This window comes from Absicoccus porci, assembly GCF_003725415.1.
GTDB lineage: Bacteria > Bacillota_I > Bacilli_A > Erysipelotrichales > Erysipelotrichaceae > Absicoccus > Absicoccus porci.
In genome coordinates this window covers 468,922-485,324 of sequence record NZ_RJQC01000002.1, presented here as the reverse complement: position 1 = coordinate 485,324, position 16,403 = coordinate 468,922, and the positions used below count along the sequence as shown (strand labels likewise).

Genomic DNA, 16,403 nt, shown 5'->3' with positions numbered 1-16,403 from the left:
TTTTTTCTATCTAATCTTCTTTAATGATTAAATCAGGGAAAACTGATTTTAAATCTTTCTCTATCGTATTATCTTCTTTCTCTTCTTTGTGCTTGAATCTTACATCTAAATGAATAGGTTCTGGTAACGAATTATTTTTTCTTCTTTCCATATATAGTTGTACCAATGATTTTTGTTGATTTTGATCCATTGCAAATACTTTCTTAGGTACACCTAGAATCTTTTCTATTTCGTTTTCAAATCCATGTTCTTTTTCATATATATTGATTTCATTTGCTTCTAGATCAGAAGGTACACATAACAATACATAAGTATCACTGCTTGCGAATATAGTACTATTTTCTAACAATGTGATTACTCGCATCATATTCACATCGGATATGATTTCTTTTCTTTTTTCATATTTTTTTGAATCTTCTATCTTATTTTTCTTATTTGCACCTGCTAATAATTGTAGTAGATATTCATTTTCTAATATGATTTTACTATTTTTAGTATCTGACTCTTTTAATGTTTCACGTGAAACATCAGATATAGAATCATTCTTCAAATCAACCGTTTTATCGCTTATTTCACCCTTATTTTCGTTTTTATCTGCTTGTTCAGATGGTAATTCATGTGAACTATCTGATTTTTTCGCATCAAATATATGATTTTGATTATCTGATTTAGCTTCTTTCTGAACAGAAATGTCTTCATATGATTGCGTAATGACCTTTAAAAGACCAGCTTCTAGATAATCAAGTATATTGGATGCATACGTAAACTTATTAAAGGTATCCATGAGTGTATCTAATAAGTTTGTTCGGAATACTAAAGATGTATTATATAGATTTTTTTGTATAATTTCTTTTCGATGGATATTCACTAATGTCGTATTAGGGGCATACTCAACAATGATACTATCCTTGATCAAAGAGATAAAATCTGTTGTGAATCGTTTTAGATCCATGCCTTGATTCGATATTTCTTGTAGTCGTTCCATTACATCTTCCACTTGTTTATTTAGAAGGGAAGCATATATTTCGCCAATATCTTCGATAGTGACGACACCATAAATTTGTCGTACATCCTCTTCTTTAATCGTTGAAGAACAAAACGCAACACATTGATCCAATATCGATAAGGCATCACGCATTCCTCCATCTGCCAATGTAGCAATCATATCTATAGCTTCTGGTTCAATATCAATTTTCTCCGAAGCACATACTACATCCAATCGTGCATGTATATCTGCTTTCGATACTTTTGTGAAATCAAAACGTTGGCATCGAGAAATAATGGTTGGAATCACCTTATTTGGTTCTGTTGTTGCAAATATGAAAATCACATGTTTAGGAGGTTCTTCAATCGTTTTTAATAAAGCATTGAAAGCACCTTTGGTCATCATATGCACTTCATCAATAATATAAACTTTATATTTTCCTTCCATTGGCGCGTACTTTACACGTTCAATTAAATTACGAACTTCATCCACGCCATTATTTGAAGCTGCATCGATTTCAATGATATCAGGATGACTACCAGATAATGCCATTTTACAATTTTCACAATGTCCACACGGACGATCGGTATCACTGGTACAATTCAACATACGAGCAAAGATTTTCGCTATCGATGTTTTGCCTGTTCCACGAGGTCCACAAAATAAATAGGCGTGTGCAATACGATCTTGAATGATTGCATTTTTTAACGTTTGAACAATCGCTTGTTGTCCAACGACATCGTCAAATGTTTGTGGTCGATATTTTCGATATAAAGCTTGATAGGACATATTACACCAACTCTCTGTCTTTTATTATAACAAAAAAAGCAGTCGTCCACTATTTCTTGGACTTCCGCTTCTTACGAAAAAAAGATGTTAATAAGGAAGCACATTCTTCTTTTAAAAGGCCTCCTTCTACTTCAGGATAATGATTGAATCCTTTCACATCTAATAAATTTGTATTCGATCCTAGACAACCACCTTTGAAATCATAGGCACCAAAATATACCTTATCAATCCGAGATTGAATAATAGCCCCCGTACACATAGGACAAGGTTCTAAAGTCACATATAATTCACATCCATCCAATCGCCAGGATCCTAGCTTTTTACAAGCTTTTTCAATAGCTAGTATTTCTGCATGTGCCGTACTTATTTGTTTCTTTTCGCGTTGATTATATGCACGTGCAATGATTTGATCATCTTTTACGATGACACATCCAATCGGAACTTCATCCTTTTGTTCTGCTTTGATGGCTTGTTTGATTGCCTCTCGCATCCATTTTTCATTCATATTCATAATCCTATAAAAAAAACTACTACACATGATAGAGCTCCCTTAGGGCTGCTTTGTTCCCAACCTGACCCAATTCAGAAGATACCATTGTAGTAGCGAAATTAGTGTACCATGGAAATTCATCGAGTGCAACTATGAAAAAAGGGTCATATTTTCATATGACCACTCGGATATTATCCAATTTTCTTTTTACCACCCATATATGGTTGTAAAGCTTCTGGAATCAATACAGTTCCATCTTCTTGTAAGTTGTTTTCCAAGAAAGCAATCAACATACGAGGAGGCGCTACACAGGTATTATTTAATGTATGAGCAAAATATTTATTACCATCTTCATCACGAACACGAATCTTTAATCGACGTGCTTGTGCATCGGTTAAGTTTGAACAAGAACCAACCTCAAAATATTTCTTTTGACGAGGGGACCAAGCTTCTACATCCACGGATTTAGACTTCAAATCCGCTAAGTCTCCTGAGCAGCATTCCAATGTACGAACAGGAATATCTAATGTACGGAAGAAATCTACCGTATTCATATATAACTTTTTAAACCATTCTTTACTTTCACTTGGTTTACATACTACGATCATTTCTTGTTTTTCGAATTGATGAATTCGATACACACCACGTTCTTCAATTCCATGTGCTCCTTTTTCTTTACGGAAGCAAGGAGAATAGGAAGTCAATGTATATGGCAATTCTTTTTCATCAATGATCGTATCAATAAAACGACCAATCATTGAATGTTCAGAAGTACCAATTAAATACAAATCTTCTCCTTCAATTTTATACATCATGCCATCCATTTCTTCAAATGACATAACACCATCGACGACATTGGAACGAATCATATATGGTGGAATAACATAAGTAAATCCACGATCAATCATAAAATCACGTGCATAACTCAAAACGGCAGAATGTAAACGAGCAATATCACCTGTTAAATAATAGAATCCATTACCTGCTACTTTACGTGCTGAATCCAGATCAATACCATTCAAACGTTCCATGATATCCGTATGATAAGGAATTTCATAATCAGGAACTTTTGGTTCACCAAAACGTTCCAATTCCACATTTTCCGAATCATCCTTTCCAATAGGAACGGTATCCTCAATGATATTTGGAATCATTAACATTTTCTTATGAACCGATTCACGTAATTTTTCTTCTTTTTCTTCTATGGCATCCAATTCATCGGCCAAATTTTTAACTTTTTCCTTTACTTCTTCTGCTTCTTCTTTTTTTCCTTGTCCGATCAAAGCGCCAATTTGTTTCGAAATTTTTTTACGCTGTGAACGAAGATCATCGGCATGTTGTTGGGCCTGACGAAGTTCTTTGTCCTCCTGTAAAACTTCATTCACAAGATGAACTTTATGCTCTTCAAATTTCTTCATCATGTTTTCCTTCACAACATCCGGATTTTCACGTACAAATTTAATGTCTAACATATTTACTTCCTTTCCATAAAAAAAGAGACACTCTTACCCCTAAAGGGACGATGTCTCGCGTTGCCACCCTTTTTATCTTATTACTAAGATCACTCAACATGATAACGGTATGTACCGGATCCAATTACTTGATTCATTCGATCACTCCAAGGTGCTTTTCATTCTTCTTGATTCGATATTTTCACCAACCATATCGTCTCTATCAATCAATCCAAATTACTCTTCCTTATCAAAGTTTTGTCTCTATCTTTATAACATTCTTTGCTTCATTTCGCAATATGAAAAAAATAGGATTTGAAGTTCAAATCCTATTCTTCCTCTTCTTCATGATCGACCAATGTCATACGCATGACTTTCGCATCTTCCGTTAAATGAATCAAACGAACACCTTGCGTATTTCGTGAGTAAATACCAATATCTTTGACTGCAATACGAATCATGATACCACTGCTCGATACGATCATCGCATCTTCGTCACCACGCACTGCTCGTGCTACTTTTAATTGACCTGTCTTTTCTGTGATATTCATGGTTGTTACACCCTTTTTACCACGTGAAGTCATACGATAATCCGATATCTTGCTGCGCTTGCCATATCCATTTTCCGATACAACCAGTAAGGTGTCACCTTCTGTATTCAATGCAGCTCCGACAACGATACCATCATCAATCTGCATACCACGAACACCACCAGCACTACGACCCATGACACGAACTTGATCTTCCATAAAATGGATAGCGCGACCATTGGAAGAAGCCAATAAGACTTCATCATGACCTGTTGTTGGTTTCACAAAGAACAATAAATCATCTTCTTTTAAACTGATGGCAATCTTACCATTCTTATTGATTCGATCAAATTCAGATAATGCTGTTCGTTTTACTACACCATCTTTTGTGACAAACAATAAATATTTATATTCATTTTCTTGTGGTATTCCTAATAAACTAGTTACATGTTCATCTTTTTCCAATTGAATTAAATTCACAATTGGTAATCCCTTTGACGTTCTCGATGCGTTTGGAACATTGTAACCCTTTAATCGATATACACGACCTTTATCCGTAAACAACATCAAATAATCATGAGTATTCATCGCAATCATCGTATCAATATCATCTTCTTCATTTAATGTAAGTGATTTGATACCACGACCACCACGATTTTGAGCATGATATGTATCCACTGGCATTCGTTTGATGTAACCAGAATTCGTCAATAAGACAATAACATCTTCTTTTGGAATTAAATCTTCATCATCCATATCGACATAAGAATCCATAATTTCGGTTCGTCTTTCATCGCCATATTTTTCCGCAATTTCTTTCAGATCATCACGAATGATTTGAAGCACACGAGAATGATTCGCTAAGATATCTTTGTAGTCCGCAATTTTTGTCAATAAATCTTGATATTCATTCTCGATCTTATCGCGTTCCAAACCGGATAAACGACGAAGTTGCATCGCTAATATCGCTTTGGCTTGAATTTCATCAAAACCAAACTTTTCACATAACTCGGCATTCAATCCCGCTTCATCTTTATGAGAAGAACGAATCGTATGAATGACCGCATCCAATTGATCCAAGGCAATGCGGAATCCTTCCAAAATGTGAGCTCGATCTTCGGCTTTCTTTAAATCAAAACGCGTTTTTCGTTCAATGACTTCTACTTGAAAATCAATATAATCATTAATAATTTGTTTGATTGGCAATTGACGAGGTCGACCATTTTCCAAAGCTAACATATTAATGCCATAGCTTGATTGTAACGGTGTCAAACGGAACAATTGATTTAAGATCACATCTTCTTGTACATCTTTTTTCAATTCCATGACAATTCGAATACCTTCTCGATTCGATTCATCATTTAAATAGGTAACACCCTGAATTTCTTTTTCATTGATCAAACTAGCCATTTTTGAAATTAAATTGGCTTTATTGACACCATATGGAATTTCATAGAAAATGACTTGTTTCTTACCATTGCTTAACTCATTGACACGATATTTCGAACGAATATAGATCGTACCACGTCCTGTTTCATACGCTTTACGAATGCCCTTACGACCGAGAATGATACCACCCGTAGGGAAGTCTGGTCCTTTTAAGTATTCCATTAATTCAGGTACAGTAATATCTGGATCATCCATGACAGCAAAAATAGCTTGAATGACTTCACCTAAATTATGGGTTGGCATATTCGTTGCCATACCAACCGCAATACCCATCGAACCATTGACTAAAATATTAGGAAAACGAGAAGGCAAGACCAAAGGTTCTTTTTCTTCGCCATCATAATTCTCCACAAAATCGACGATATCCTTATTAATGTCACGAACCATTTCCATCGCAATCTTGGACATACGTGCTTCGGTATAACGCATGGCAGCGGCTCCATCACCATCAAGGGAACCAAAGTTACCATGTCCATCGACCAATGGATAACGATACGAGAAATCTTGGGCCATACGAACCATCGCATCATACACAGCTACATCTCCATGTGGATGATACTTACCAATGACCTCACCAACGATACGAGCACTTTTCTTATGTGCTACGCTCGAAGATATCCCCAATTGATTCATCGCATATAGAATACGACGATGCACTGGTTTTAAACCATCTCGTACATCGGGCAAGGCACGTTGGACAATGACCGACATGGAATAATCCAAAAAGTCTTCACGAACTTCTCGAGAAATTTCAACTTCTTCGACAACATCATATTGTTGATCATCATTATTGTTGTTGTCATTGATATTGTTTGTTAACTCTTCAGCCATACCATTCCTCCTAGTAATCTAAGTTCGCATAGACTGCGTTTTCTTGAATAAATTCACGACGTGGATCGACTTCTTCACCCATCAACAATTCAAACGTGCTATCTGCATATTCGGCATCATCAATCGTTACACGCTTTAAGATTCGATGTTTTGGATCCATGGTTGTTTCCCATAACTGTTCCGCATCCATTTCTCCTAATCCTTTGTATCGTTGTACTTTATAGCCATCCTTCAATTCTGCACGAATTTGATTCATCTCTTGTTCTTTATAGGCATAGACGATCTTTTTACCTTTTTGCACCTTATATAGAGGTGGCTGTGCAATATAAACATATCCACCCTCAATAACAGGACGCATATATCGATATAAGAACGTTAACATCAATGTAGCAATATGCGCACCATCCACATCGGCATCGGTCATAATAATGATCTTGTGATAGCGAAGCTTGGAAAGATCCACTTCATCTTTGATACCACAACCAAAAGCGGTGATCATCGAACGAATTTCGGCATTATCGAAAATCCGATGTTCTCTCGCTTTTTCGACATTGATGATTTTTCCACGCAAAGGTAAGATAGCCTGCGTCTTCGCATCACGACCTTGTTTGGCCGATCCACCGGCCGAATTACCCTCGACAATATAGATTTCACATTCACTGGCATCTTTGCTTGAACAATCCGTTAATTTACCTGGTAAACTCGAAATACCATCCAATGCACTCTTACGACGCGTTAATTCACGTGCTTTCTTTGCTGCCATACGTGCTTTTGAAGCAAGCGTTGCCTTATCGACAATCTTTTTTGCTTGATCTGGATTTTCTAAGAAATAACGCTGTAATTGTTTACCAACAATACTGGATACAATTTTACGTACTTCGGAGTTTCCTAATTTCGTTTTTGTTTGTCCTTCATATTGTGGATTTGGATGTTTTACCGAAATGATACAAACCAAACCTTCTTTGACATCATCCTGTGATAATTTTTCATCCTTTTTTAAAATGTTATGATCGAGTGCATATTTATTGATTTCACGCGTTAAAGCCAAACGGAAACCATCTTCATGATAACCACCCTCATGTGTATGAATATTATTACAGAACGAATAAATGTTCGATTGATATCCTTCATTATACTGCAATGCAACTTCAGCTAATATACCATCTACTAATCCTTCACAATAAATTACATCATCGGTAATTGGCGTTTTATTACGATTGATAAAACGAACATATTCAATGATGCCACCTTCATAATAATAATTCTCTTTGACTGGCTCTTGCTCGCGAAGATCTGTCAACGTTAAGCGAATCCCCTTATTTAAAAAGGCCAATTGACGCAAACGAGAATTCAATGTTTCAAAATCATAGGATGTTGTTTCTTTAAAAATAGTTGGATCGGCTTTAAAACGAACTAAAGTACCCGTTTCATTCGTTGTACCAATTTCTTTTAATGGTGCAACTGTATGACCACCATTTTCAAAACGAATAAAATAGATCTTACCATTCTGATAGACGGTTACTTCCATCCAAGAACTTAATGCATTGACAACTGAAGCACCAACACCATGAAGTCCACCAGATACCTTGTAGGCACCGCCACCAAATTTACCACCCGCATGTAATACGGTAAGAATGGTTTCTACAGCACTCACACCTGTTTTTTCATGAATGCCCACAGGCATGCCTCGACCATTATCACGAACCGCAATCACATCATCGGGTTCAATGGTGACATCGATCTTATTCGCAAAACCGGCCAATGCTTCATCGATACCATTATCAACAATTTCCCAGACAAGATGATGAAGTCCTCTTGCACTCGTTGATCCAATATACATACCCGGACGTAAACGAACAGCTTCTAGTCCTTCCAATACTTGAATATCATCAGCTGTATAGGAATGATCGACCGAAGTTGCTTCATTCTCTAACTGATCGAATTCTAAAATCTCTTGTTTTAATTCTTCCTGACTCATGGTTGTACCTCCCGAAGAGCACCGTCTTCAATATGATAAAAACGAACCGAACGATTACCAAACCAATGTTTATCGATAGGTTCCGTAGATGTGATAAATACTTGCATCGACTGCGGTAAATGTTGGATCAATTGTTTTTGGCGAATGGGATCCAATTCACTAAAAACATCATCCAATAATAAAATCGGATATTGTTGGGTCTTTTCATAAATAATTTGGGCCAGACCTAGCTTCATCGCTAATAAAAAACTACGCTTTTGTCCTTGTGATCCCACTTCATGCAGAGGTTTTTCATTCAATAGAAAAACTATGTCATCTTTATGGATACCAAATGTCGTTTGTCGATATTGTTTATCTCTTTCTAAACTTTTTTCATAGGCCATCTTTAGATTTTCCTGTAGATGATCCCATTTCACAAACGTTTGGTAATGTGCATCGATTCTTTCTTTCTGTTCCGAAAAAAAAGGATATAGAGAACGTGACTGATCCATCCATTCCTTCACAAACTTCGCCCGTTGTGAAATGATGATTTCTTCATCTTGAATCATCTGTTCCGTTAATGTATTCAATAAAAGATCATCCAAAACATCTTGTTTTAATAGCCGATTTCTTTGTTTCAATAGGGATTGAAAATGAGATAACGTCGCCGTATATGTATGTGATAATTTCATGAGTTCCATATCAATAAAACGACGCCGAGAACGTGGCGATTGTTGAAATAAAAGCATATCATCCGGACAAAACAAGATGGCATTGACTTTTCCAATGAAATCAGAATATCGTCGGACCGGATCTTGATAAACAAATAAATGTTTTTTCTTTTGGGAAACAACGATTTTCAATTGTTCATTGTGACCATGCGATTCAATCCAAGCAGAAATACTCATCCATTCTTTTTGATGCATGGTCAAACTATCGATATGGGATGTGCGAAAAGAACGTAAATGACTTAAAAAATAGATAGCCTCAATGATATTAGTTTTACCTTGCGCATTATTGCCATATAAACAATGCACACAAGCAGGCTCAAACTGATAAGAACTTCTTTCATAATTTCGAAAATGAACAAGTTCTAGTTTTTGCAGATTCATTGGATCAAGATCCTCTTGTCATCGATTTCCACGACATCATTGGCATATAGTTTTCGACCTCGACGATTTTCTTTTTCGCCATTGACCAATACGTAATGATCTGCCAAATAGGCTTTGACCATGCCTCCAGATGGTAATACATCACAAGCCTTAAGTAATTGAGAAAGTGTAATATATTCATTTTCTAATGTAAAATGCATGAAAATACCCCTTTTCACTGTCTTATTATACCATAATACGCATTTGTTTACTATATTGACCCTCCCTACATAGCATAAAAAAAAGGCCGAAATCGGCCTTTTAATCATAGCTACGCACTGGAACGACCACGATGACAATGGAATCATCTTCTGGATTTAAGATACGAATTGGCCTCATATCTCCTGAAAATTCTAGATCAACTTTGGATCCACTTAATGCACGAATAGCATCCAAGATATAACTACCATTACAAGTTAATGTTAAATTATCACCTTTGTACATACAATCCGTTAATACTTCATCACTACTACCAATTTCTGTGGAATTGGTCTTGATTCGAACAATTTCTGGACTACATTCCAATTTAACCAAATGCACTTTGTCATTACGAATAAAATTGGTACGATCGATAACACTAGCCAATTCATGCGCATCCACAACCATGGAAGCTACTGAAGATGTAGGAATAATTTTTTCAACACTAGGGAAAGTACCATCCAATAATCTTGTTTGGAAAATGGTCTTACCAAACACAAATTGGGCTTTCTTTGAATCAATATATAGTTGGACCTTGTCAATATCTTCTGAAAGGGAACGAACAACTTCTTGTAACGACTTGCTTGGAATCGTGATATTAAAATTAGCATTCTCATTTAAAGTAATGGTTTTTCTTGCCAAACGATACGAATCAGTACCTGAACAATAAAGATAGCCATCTTTGGCAGCAAAATTCACACCACTCAATACGGGACGCTGATCATTTTCGCTACAAGCAAATGCGGTTTGCGATACAATTTGCGATAACGTATACTTTGATAATTCAATCATATTGGACGGTTGATCAAAATCAATGTTTGGATATTGACTCGCTTCCATACCATTTAAATTAAATTTACCATTGGTACTTGTGATACGAACCAATTCAAAGTCCATAACTTCCAATTCTACGATGGTTGATTCAATCTTATGAATAATTTCCAATAAATAACGAGATTCTAATACGATAGAACCCGTAGATGCGATTTGAAGTTGATTTTCTTCTCCTTTATATATATGTGAACGTATTGAAATATTCGAATCACTACCCGTTAATACAATATGATCATCCTGTACATTAATACAAATACCAGATAAAGCAGGTAAAGGCGAAAAAGAACTAATAGCTCGCGATACAATGGACAATTGATTATAAAAATATTTTCGATCAATAGTAAATTTCATAATTTGAATCTCCTTTATTACTATATATGTTTATTGATTAACAATAACCTGGGGAAAACGGGGATAACTTTTGCCAAATAACGATGTTTATCGTTTATTCAGCCCATTTTCAACTATGGAAAACCAGGGAAAAAAATTAGAGGGAATCTTTGATTTTATTCATGGCAATTTGAAAAGCAGTATCCGTTTTTAATAACTTAATCGCTCGATCATACGACGATTTAATAGTGGAATGATCACGATTACCTAATTCCTGACCAATTTGCGTCCAAGATGTACCCAATGTTTCATGACAAAGATAGACGATCATATGACGCGCGTTGACTAATTTTTTTTGTCGTGATTTTCCTTCTACTTCATTATAAGAAAGTCCATAAAATTTTGTTACTACTTTCTTGATTTGTTTTGGCGTTAATTTATTCGGTTTCGCGACGATCAATTGCCCAGATAATACACGTTGTGCAAAGGGTAAATCGATCACATCGACATTTTCCAATGTGGCATTGAAAACCAAAGTACGTAAGCTTCCTTCTAGTTTACGTACATCATCTGAAAATTTATGCGCTAAGAAATCAATCGTCTCATCATTGATTTGACAAGCTTCTTCATAGCCTTCTAACTTTTTACGTAAGATAGCCCGACTCGTATCAAATTCTGGTTTCAATATATTAATAGGTAAGCCATTATTAAAACGAGAAATTAAACGATTTTGAATGCCTTCTAGTTCATTTGGATGCATATCACTGGTGATCACAATTTGTGCACCTTTCGCAATTAAAGAATTGTAGACTTTAAAAAAGATTTCTTGTGAACTCGATTGCGTCAAATTTTGAATATCATCGATCAAGAAGTAGTCATTATCAATAAGTTGGGCTTGGACCATTTCTACAGTATTGGATTGCACATTGTGGGTTTTCATCGCATCAATCAAAATGGAAACCAAATCACCACTATAGGCATAAAACACTTTTTTTTCAGGCCGTTCTTTTTGAAGATAGTTACCAATCGCATGTAGAAGATGGGTTTTTCCTAATCCGGAATTACCATAAATCAAAATAGGATTAAAGGTATGTGAGTCTTCAACACAGCAATGAAAACAAGCAGCATACGCACCTTGATTGGATTTTCCCTGTACAAAGTTTTCAAAGGTATAATCTGCATTGAATTTTGTCTGTACCAATTCTTTCGTACGTCGTTGAACAATTTCTTCGGGCATCATTTTTTCGACTTCACGATAATGCATTAATTGAATATGGACAGGCTCTCCCCACATTTCACTTAAATATTGTTCGAATAAATCCTTGGTATTGGCATCGGACATAATGTTTTTCGTAATGACAGAGCGATATGACACATATGCCATACCATCTTCAATACGAAATAAACTTGTTTTACAAATCCAAGAAAAAGTATCTGGATTAAAATTGTTTTTTATTGCTTCTAATGTTTCTTTCCATAACGTTTCATATTGATTCATACGTTTTATTATACACGAAAATAGAAAGGGAAGGTATAGCTATAAAAGTTATCCTCGTCCGAGGAAAACATATAAATGGGGAAAAATAAAACAAAGGTGGATAAAATGGGGAAAACGGGGAAAACCATTGGGGAAAAGTATGCGGTATGGGGAATAAAATAGCTTAAATTATGCGATATATAAAGGGATATTTAAAGTTATCCACATTTTCCCCGGGAAAATACAAACAAACAAAATTCATTCAAAAAAGAGAGGATAAGAACAGGAAAAAAAGAGGAATACGAAGAAAAGTGAGGAAAAATGAAAAAGAAAATCCCCATAAAATGGGGAAAACTTTTGTATAATAGACTTGATTCTAGAAGGAAATCTGTACCATAATAGAACATACGAAAGAAAGAAGGATTTGTATGGCATATCAATTCGAAACAAACATCCCGAAAGATGAATACGATACATTTGTGAAAAAACATCCATTATGTAACTTGTTACAGAGTTATGATTGGGCAAACGTAAAAAATAATTGGGATCATATATATACAGGTGTCTATGATCATCAAAAATTAGTAGCAACCGGTTTGGTCTTGATTCGAAAGTTACCTCTTCATAGAACCATGTTCTATATTCCTCGTGGTCCGATCTTAGATTATGAGAATGAACGATTAGTGGGATATTATTTTCAAGAATTAAAACGCATTGCGAAAAAACGTCATTGTTTATTTATCAAGTTTGATCCAGCTATTTTGATTTCTAGCCATCATTTAGATGAAGAAAAAAATACAATATCTTATGAAACGAAATTTAAAAATATTCAAAAAATTGGAACTGTTCATCATGGATTTACGCAAGATTTTACATCTACCGTACAGCCACGATTTCATATGGTGGAATATTACACGGATTTTGGAAAAGATCAATTAACAAAAAAAGGAAAAAAGAATCTCAAAATTGCCCAAAAAAATGAATTGCAGGTTCGTTTTGGACAAATAGAATTATTGGATGACTTTGTAGATGTGATGAAATGTACTGAAAAACGAAAAGGGATTCAGTTGCGTTCAAAAAAATATTTTCAAGAATTATTAGATATATATAAGGACAATGCTTTTATTACTTTAGGATATTTTTCAATTGTTGATAACTTAAAAAAATCACAAGAACGATATAAAAAATGTATGGAGGATTTAAAGAATTGTCCAGAAAATGCGAAAAAGAAACGGTTCACATTGGAAGAATTAAAAGTATCCTTGGAAAAGAAAATTACACAATATAGTGAAGATCAAAAAAAATATGGAGATATAGTTTGTATATGCGGTACATTAACTATTATATATGGAAAAACGGCAGAAATACTATATGCTGGTATGAATGATCAATTTAAACGTTTAATGGGGCCATATTTAACTTGGTATGAAACAATGCAACGCTGTTTTGATCAAGGATGTAAACAAAGTAATATGGGTGGTATTGAAGGCAATTTAAGTGGCGGATTAGTTGATTTTAAAGAAATTTATCATCCGCATATTAATGAATTTATTGGTGAATTTGATTTACCCGTGAATAAACCACTATTCAAATTGAGTGAAAAAGCATATACAATAGCGAAATCTCGTGCGAAAGAGCAATAATTTATTGACTTTAGAAATAAATTATGCTTATAATGTACTGCAATCTTATTTGAAAAAAGTGAATATAGACTGAGGGGTGTGAAATATGAAGAGAACATATCAGCCAAGTAAGAAGAAACATCAAAGAACGCATGGTTTCCGTGCAAGAATGGCAACCAAAGGTGGTCGTAAAGTTCTTTCTAGCAGAAGAGCAAAAGGTAGAAAGGTATTATCCGCATAGAAATCACCAAGACTGGTGATTTTTTTGTCTGGATAGGAGATACAAGTGAAAAAAGCTTATCGAGTTTGTAAAAGTTATGAATTCACATCAATTATCCAGCACCGATCGTTTGTGCTATCTTCCTCATTTGTATGCTACTACATGCCAAGAAAGGAATCCCATGCTCGTGTGGGTATTTCGGTTGGTAAAAAACTAGGTAATGCGGTAGTACGCAATAAAGTGAAACGCCAAGTACGTAGTATGGTTGATGATATCTATGATTTTAATGAAACATTTGATACAATCATCATAGTACGTCCTCGTTATCATCAAAAGAGTTACCAAGAAAATTGGAAGCAGTTAAAGCAAGATAAAGAGCGATTGGAGAAGAGGAAGGATAAGAGGTAGAAATATGAGTGATTTCTTACGTAGAAAATCGAAAATTTTATTCATTTGTTTTTTCGTCTTATTAACATGTACGGCTTGTTCAACACCACGTGGTAAAGATGGAAAAGTTAAAGTTGATCAGATCATTTCCAGTGAAACGATTCAAGTAAAGCGCAAGGATGTAAGTATTGATAGTGTATCGGATCCTAAATTAAAGACGCAATATCAAAAGTTAGATCCAAATGATACGATTACGATAAAACCAACAACGTTCTCACAAGCATTTTCAACCGGATGGTTTGATGGTTTGATTGTTTGGCCAATGGCTATGTTGATCAATAAAATTTCAGCGGCAACCGATGCTGGTATTGGAATTATCATTACGACATTGTTAGTGCAGATGATCGTATTCGCATTAACTGGTAAGTCACAAATGTCTAGCCAGCGAATGCAGGAAATTCAACCAGAACTTACGAAGATTCAAAATAAATACAAAGGTAAAACGGATCAAGAATCACAAATGAAGATGTATCAAGAAACGCAAGCCTTGTATGCGAAATATGATATTCATCCATTTGGATCGATGTTGGTCATGTTCTTGCAATTACCAATCATGATGGGTATGTATTATGCGACGATGCGTGCCTATGAAGTATTGGTAGGATATGCGTTTGGTATGCGATTATCAACGACACCAATGTATGCCATTCAACATTTGATGATTGGTGGAATTATTGTATATGCATTGATGGTTGTATCTCAATTGGTATCGACGATGCTTCCACAATGGTTGAAGAAATGGCAAGATAAGAAAGACAATGTTAAAAAACATAGTTATCGTGAATCTGAAAAACAAAATGATCCAATGAATATGAATATGTATATGTACATGATGGTCATCATCTTTGCCTTCATGTATTTGAGTTGGCCATTAGCCATGTCCTACTACTGGATGATTTGTTCCATTATTCGTATCGTCCAACAATATGTAATGCATCGTGTAATGCATCGAGCAGAAGCAAAGTAGGGGGAAAAACAATGGCATTTGAAAAATTTACGGGAAAAACATTGGAAGAAGCCCTTGACCAAGCAGCACAAGCTAAAAATGTAATGGTCGATGAACTTCACTATACCGTGACGGAAGAAAAATCTGGTTTTTTAGGATTGGGTAAACAAGTCGAAATCGAAGTATATGTAGAAAAAGATGTGGAACAATTTATTCATGATTATATTCAAACGTATTTCGATAATGCACAATTAGATGGTGAAGTAGCTATTTCAAACGATGATGGCTTCTATCATATCAATGTGAATACTTCCAATAATGCGATATTGATTGGTAAAGCCGGTCGCTCTCTACAAGCATTTAATCGTTTGGTTAAAATGGCTGCAAGTGCTGAATTTAAGAAAAAAGTTGGCTTATTGATCGATGTCAATGGCTATAAACAAGAACGATATGCCAAATTATGTCGTATGGCTATTCGTGTTGCCAAAGATGTTCGTCGTACGAAGATAGATGCTTCCTTAGATCCTATGAGTGCCGATGAAAGAAAAGCTGTGCATAATGCTTTAGCTAATATGCAAGATATTTCAACGCATTCCGAAGGAGAAGGCGACAAGCGTCATATCAATATTTTATATACACCAGGAAAAGAAACTGAATAAATAACGAGTATTTACTCGTTATTTTTCTTTAGGAGTC

At 35.2% G+C, this 16,403-nt stretch carries 14 protein-coding genes, 1 other RNA gene and 1 other annotated feature; of the genes, 5 read left to right on the top strand and 10 right to left on the bottom strand.

What is annotated here, in order from left to right; all coding sequences use genetic code 11:
• Positions 1-10: 10 nt before the first annotated feature.
• From dnaX to dnaA, 10 genes are all read right to left on the bottom strand, one after another.
• Entirely contained in the window at positions 11-1,774 is a 1,764-nt protein-coding gene (dnaX, locus tag EDX97_RS07180) for a DNA polymerase III subunit gamma/tau (RefSeq protein ID WP_128520475.1), read from the bottom strand.
• Between the two features lie 49 nt (positions 1,775-1,823).
• A complete protein-coding gene (tadA, locus tag EDX97_RS07175; RefSeq protein ID WP_128520648.1) occupies positions 1,824-2,279 on the bottom strand; it encodes a tRNA adenosine(34) deaminase TadA in 456 nt (151 codons plus the stop codon).
• Positions 2,280-2,295: 16 nt separating this feature from the next.
• Positions 2,296-2,381, bottom strand: an RNA gene (gene ffs / locus EDX97_RS07170) — signal recognition particle sRNA small type.
• A 74-nt stretch (positions 2,382-2,455) separates the two neighbouring features.
• Positions 2,456-3,736 carry a serine--tRNA ligase gene (gene serS / locus EDX97_RS07165; protein WP_128520474.1) on the bottom strand — a complete coding sequence of 427 codons (1,281 nt, stop codon included), beginning with the start codon at positions 3,734-3,736 and terminating at the stop codon, positions 2,456-2,458.
• A gap of 40 nt (positions 3,737-3,776) precedes the next feature.
• Positions 3,777-3,978: a binding site (T-box leader), on the bottom strand.
• A gap of 66 nt (positions 3,979-4,044) precedes the next feature.
• Positions 4,045-6,525 carry a DNA gyrase subunit A gene (gene gyrA, locus EDX97_RS07160; RefSeq protein WP_128520473.1) on the bottom strand — a complete coding sequence of 827 codons (2,481 nt, stop codon included), beginning with the start codon at positions 6,523-6,525 and terminating at the stop codon, positions 4,045-4,047.
• Positions 6,526-6,535: 10 nt separating this feature from the next.
• Complete coding sequence (gene gyrB, locus EDX97_RS07155) at positions 6,536-8,503, bottom strand: DNA topoisomerase (ATP-hydrolyzing) subunit B (RefSeq protein WP_128520472.1); 1,968 nt, start codon at positions 8,501-8,503, stop codon at positions 6,536-6,538.
• Positions 8,500-9,594, bottom strand: a complete 1,095-nt coding sequence (recF, locus tag EDX97_RS07150; RefSeq protein ID WP_128520471.1) for a DNA replication/repair protein RecF — start codon at positions 9,592-9,594, stop codon at positions 8,500-8,502. The genes gyrB and recF overlap by 4 nt, the downstream gene beginning before the upstream one ends.
• Positions 9,591-9,794 carry a S4 domain-containing protein YaaA gene (gene yaaA / locus EDX97_RS07145; RefSeq protein WP_128520470.1) on the bottom strand — a complete coding sequence of 68 codons (204 nt, stop codon included), beginning with the start codon at positions 9,792-9,794 and terminating at the stop codon, positions 9,591-9,593. The genes recF and yaaA overlap by 4 nt, the downstream gene beginning before the upstream one ends.
• Before the next feature lie 100 nt (positions 9,795-9,894).
• The gene (gene dnaN, locus EDX97_RS07140; RefSeq protein ID WP_128520469.1) at positions 9,895-11,016 is read right to left on the bottom strand and encodes a DNA polymerase III subunit beta; all 1,122 of its coding nucleotides are present in this window, start codon (positions 11,014-11,016) and stop codon (positions 9,895-9,897) included.
• A gap of 136 nt (positions 11,017-11,152) precedes the next feature.
• Complete coding sequence (gene dnaA / locus EDX97_RS07135) at positions 11,153-12,493, bottom strand: chromosomal replication initiator protein DnaA (RefSeq protein WP_128520468.1); 1,341 nt, start codon at positions 12,491-12,493, stop codon at positions 11,153-11,155.
• A 407-nt stretch (positions 12,494-12,900) separates the two neighbouring features.
• Here dnaA and EDX97_RS07130 point away from each other — a divergent pair, with 407 nt between their 5' ends.
• The 5 genes from EDX97_RS07130 to EDX97_RS07110 all read left to right on the top strand — a co-directional run bounded on the left by EDX97_RS07130 (position 12,901) and on the right by EDX97_RS07110 (position 16,366).
• Positions 12,901-14,115, top strand: coding sequence for a peptidoglycan bridge formation glycyltransferase FemA/FemB family protein (locus EDX97_RS07130; protein ID WP_128520467.1), 1,215 nt, complete (start codon positions 12,901-12,903; stop codon positions 14,113-14,115).
• A gap of 85 nt (positions 14,116-14,200) precedes the next feature.
• The gene (gene rpmH / locus EDX97_RS07125; protein ID WP_128520466.1) at positions 14,201-14,335 is read left to right on the top strand and encodes a 50S ribosomal protein L34; all 135 of its coding nucleotides are present in this window, start codon (positions 14,201-14,203) and stop codon (positions 14,333-14,335) included.
• A gap of 45 nt (positions 14,336-14,380) precedes the next feature.
• Positions 14,381-14,722 (top strand): ribonuclease P protein component, encoded by a 342-nt coding sequence (gene rnpA, locus EDX97_RS07120; RefSeq protein WP_128520465.1) that lies wholly within the window; start codon positions 14,381-14,383, stop codon positions 14,720-14,722.
• Between the two features lie 4 nt (positions 14,723-14,726).
• A complete protein-coding gene (locus EDX97_RS07115; protein WP_128520464.1) occupies positions 14,727-15,728 on the top strand; it encodes a YidC/Oxa1 family membrane protein insertase in 1,002 nt (333 codons plus the stop codon).
• An 11-nt stretch (positions 15,729-15,739) separates the two neighbouring features.
• Positions 15,740-16,366 (top strand): Jag family protein, encoded by a 627-nt coding sequence (locus EDX97_RS07110; protein ID WP_128520463.1) that lies wholly within the window; start codon positions 15,740-15,742, stop codon positions 16,364-16,366.
• Positions 16,367-16,403 lie beyond the last annotated feature (37 nt).